We start from the raw sequence: 3,609 nt of genomic DNA, 5'->3' as shown, positions 1-3,609 counted from the left end.
CCTCTCCGCACCGCCGCAGGCGGGTACGGATTATCCGGAAAATTGATATCTATGGTGCCTAAGGAGGATTCATAAATGGGTCTCACATTATGCAATGTCCATTTCACCAAGCAGCCCCAAAGGGTCGTATACGTCTCGGGGTCGCTGATGAAAAGCCTGAAGCTGTCCGGGAAGAAGAATATCCGGCTGCGGCTCGGCAAAGACGCTATTCCGGCGGTAGTTAAACCGATTAATCGCGCCGGTAAGCATCTTTTTCTGGCTTCGGGCGTCCAACATGCTATCAAAGTGCCTAAATCGGGCAGCGTCTACTTACGCAACCTTCAGAACGACGAGGTTCAGCTCGGCCCGCTCGTTGGAGTTTTGTCTGACGGTCCGGCTGTTTCGGGCCAGCCGTTCGGTTCACGAACGGGCTTCATCAAGCAGCTGCTGCGCCAAGGCAGCAACATGTGCTACATCTTCGCGTTCATGCCCCGTGACATTAATTGGCAGCAGGAGCGCGTGTATGGTTACTTTCTGACGGAGAGCGGCAAGTTCGAACGCAAGATGGTGCCTCTGCCCGATGTTGTCTACAACCGGCTGCCCAGCAGGCGGATGGAAACCTCCCTGGCGATCAACCAGCTTCGGGAACGGTTTACCCGCAAGAAAATCCCTTTTTTCAACTGGAGCTTTTTCAATAAATCCGATATCTACCGGCAGCTTGAGGGCGACAGCTTCGCCAGGCAACACGTACCCGAAACGCACAGCAGCCCGGAGCCCGACTTGATTAAGGATATGCTTGAGCGCCATCATTTTGTCTACTACAAGCCATCAGCCGGCAGTCTGGGCCACGGCATTTACCGCCTGACCTATCTGCCCAAACGCGGTTATTTCGCCCGTTACCGCCAGGGTGGCAAAAATGTGCTGCTGCGCTTCTCCACCTTCGACAGCCTGATGCGGCAGCTGCGGTCCCGAATTGGGCGCAGCCTGAACAGCTACGTCGTTCAGCAGGGCATCCGGCTGATCGAAATCGACGGCTGCCCGATCGACTTCCGGTTCCATATGCACAAGAACGGTAATAACCAGTGGGTCGTAGTCGGGATCGGAGCGAAAAAAGCCGGACGAGGCAGCGTAACCACCCATCTGAAGAACGGCGGCTCCCTTCTTACGCCGCAGCAGGCCCTCGGCCGCGTATTCGGAGCCAAAGCCGATGAGGTGCTGCAGCGGGCGAAGCAGACGGCCATCCGGCTGGCGGAATCACTGGAAATCCAGCACCGTCATCTGCTTGGCGAGATCGGCTTCGATCTCGGCATCGACCAGGATGAAGATATCTGGATGTTCGAGGCCAATGCCAAACCCGGACGGTCCATCTTTCGCCATCCGTCCCTGCGGGCTGAAGGCAAGGCCTCCATTGAGCATATTCTGGAGCACTGCCTATACCTCAGCAAGTTCCGCAGGAGGGATGATATGTGAACATTCGGACAGATGACAAACCGGTCATCGCCATTCTGACGACCAGCGACAAGACGAGACTGTTCCGAGGCAACCATAAAAATTTTCGGGATATCATTCGCACCGGCAGAGAGCTCGGCTATCTCGCCTATGTCGTTACCGTTCGCGAACTGAAGCTGGAGAGCTCCACTGTTACCGGATACGTTCCGGGTCCGGGCAGGGCGTGGACTGCCGTCCAGCTGCCTTTCCCGCAGATCATTTACAACCGCATCCCAACCCGTGAGGATGAAGCCAAGCCCGCGGTCGCCCGCAAAATCGCCGCATGTCTGGAACACCCGGGCATTCGGCTGTACAATCCGTACTTTTTCAATAAATGGAGTCTATTCGAATGGCTGAAAGGCTCGAACGCCACTTCCCGTCATGTGCCGGCTACGAGGCGCCTAAGAAGCGTACGCACACTGTCTTCGATGCTGAAGACCCACACCAGCCTGTATCTCAAGCCGGAGAGCGGCAAAGCCGGAAAAGGGATCATGCGGCTTAAATACTACGCCGAGGGTACGCTGCCGTACCGTCTGCAAATCCAAACCGGGAAAAAGAACGTAACGTATAAGGCGGCGTCAATGGAGCGCCTGTGGACCCGCATCGGAAAGGAACGCGGCGGCTCCCTTTATATTGTTCAGCAGGCGATTGAGCTTGCGACCTGTAAGGGGAGACCGTTCGACCTGCGCGTGCTTCTGCAGAAAAACGGCAGGGGCGGATGGGCGGTAACGGGCGTCGGCGCAAGACTGGCGGGCTCCCGCAGCATTACGACCCATGTCCCGCGCGGCGGCAGCGTCGAAGACCCGTCCAAGATGCTGGAAGCGACGTTCGGACCTGAACGGACCGCATCCATCCTGAAGAACCTCTCTTCCACCGCCCTGCTGATCGCACGGCAGATCGAGCGCGCTTCCGGCTATACGCTGGGCGAAATGTCCATGGACCTTGGAGCCGACGACAAAGGCGGACTGTGGTTCTTCGAAGCCAATTCCCGGCCCATGAAATTCGACGAACCGGACATCCGGAAGCTCTCGCTGGAACGAATCTTCTATTACAGCCAGCACCTGGCCCGCCAGACCGCAATCATCCCGTAAAGGACGTGACAAACCAGATGCAGATATCCTCCGTATTTGCCGCCGGCGTGGCGCTTACTCCCGGACCCTCAGGCGCGTCAGCCCTTTGCCCACAACCCATGGGAACGGTGCTCGGAGATGACGGAGCGGCAATGCAGGCGGCGGAGCCGAGCCGGGCATCCATTTTCATGCAAGGAGGTGAACTCCTGTGCCAGAGCCCGTCTTAGGTATTCTTACCCTGTACCTGAACAACGCCAAGCAGCTCGAAGAGAAAAGCATATACAGCAAAATGATCACCCAGGGCAAACGGATCGGCCTTGATGTCTTCGTGTTCACGCCGATGGATGTCGATAGCGGAAAGCAGCGGATTAATGCAATGGTATTCGATCCCGGAACGGGCAAATGGGGCCGCAAATGGCGGACCTTTCCCGACATGATCTATGACCGCTGCCGCATTCAGCGCAGCGAGCGGTTCCAGCAGCTGCTGCGCTTCCGCTCGCGTTACAATCATCTTACCTTCCTGAACCGTCCGCTGCGCAACAAATGGACGATTCATCAGACATTCTCGCAAAAAGGCCGATTCCGGCCGCATATGCCGACTACACTGCTGTACCATTCATCCTCGGATTTGCATCAAATGCTTAAGGCCAGCCCTGTAATTTATATCAAGCCGATAAACGGCACCGGCGGAAGAGGCATTCTGCGCATCGAGCGGCTGAAAGAGGCTCGCGGAATGTTCGATATCCAGGGCCGCCGCCAAAATCGCCGGATTATCCCGCCGCGCAAGGTGTCGCTGCCCCGGCTCGAGTCCATCGTACGCCAGTGGTGCATCGGCGGCCGTTTCCTGATCCAGCAGGGGATTCCGCTGCGTCTTCCGAACGGCCGGTTCCACGATTACCGGATGCTCGTTCAGAAGAACAGCGAAGGCAATTGGGAACTGACCGGAATAGCGGGCCGTGTAGGGGCGGCTAAAAGCGTGACCTCCAACCTGCACGGCGGCGGGCACGCTGTAAAAGCGGAGACGCTGCTCAAAGAATGGCTGGGCAGCAGCGAAAAAGCGGCTAAAACCTTG

4 protein-coding genes are annotated in these 3,609 nt (G+C 57.2%); 3 read left to right on the top strand and 1 reads right to left on the bottom strand.

From position 1 onward, the window contains the following. Positions 1–75: 75 nt before the first annotated feature. Both L691_RS0104765 and L691_RS0104760 read left to right on the top strand, forming a co-directional pair. Complete coding sequence (locus L691_RS0104765; protein WP_025689112.1) at positions 76–1,449, top strand: YheC/YheD family endospore coat-associated protein; 1,374 nt, start codon at positions 76–78, stop codon at positions 1,447–1,449. Further along, complete coding sequence (locus L691_RS0104760) at positions 1,446–2,558, top strand: YheC/YheD family endospore coat-associated protein (protein ID WP_025689111.1); 1,113 nt, start codon at positions 1,446–1,448, stop codon at positions 2,556–2,558. The genes L691_RS0104765 and L691_RS0104760 overlap by 4 nt, the downstream gene beginning before the upstream one ends. Here the strand turns inward: L691_RS0104760 and L691_RS0104755 are convergent. After that, the gene (locus L691_RS0104755) at positions 2,548–2,727 is read right to left on the bottom strand and encodes a hypothetical protein (protein WP_025689109.1); all 180 of its coding nucleotides are present in this window, start codon (positions 2,725–2,727) and stop codon (positions 2,548–2,550) included. The genes L691_RS0104760 and L691_RS0104755 overlap by 11 nt on opposite strands. 18 nt (positions 2,728–2,745) lie before the next feature. Between L691_RS0104755 and L691_RS0104750 the strand changes: the two genes are divergently transcribed. Continuing rightward, a partial coding sequence (locus L691_RS0104750) for a YheC/YheD family endospore coat-associated protein (RefSeq protein WP_025689107.1) occupies positions 2,746–3,609 on the top strand: 864 nt, incomplete at its 3' end.

Source organism: Paenibacillus zanthoxyli JH29 (assembly GCF_000520715.1).
Taxonomy (GTDB): domain Bacteria; phylum Bacillota; class Bacilli; order Paenibacillales; family Paenibacillaceae; genus Paenibacillus_AQ; species Paenibacillus_AQ zanthoxyli.
Note: the sequence above shows the minus strand (reverse complement) of the source record. Positions and strands in the feature narration are given on the sequence as shown.

What these genes read in the sequence shown, in the direction of transcription:
- L691_RS0104755 (WP_025689109.1), bottom strand. Translation starts at nt 2,727, where the DNA reads ATGAAAATGGATGCCCGGCTCGGCTCCGCCGCCTGCATTGCCGCTCCG.
- L691_RS0104765 (WP_025689112.1), top strand. Translation starts at nt 76, where the DNA reads ATGGGTCTCACATTATGCAATGTCCATTTCACCAAGCAGCCCCAAAGG.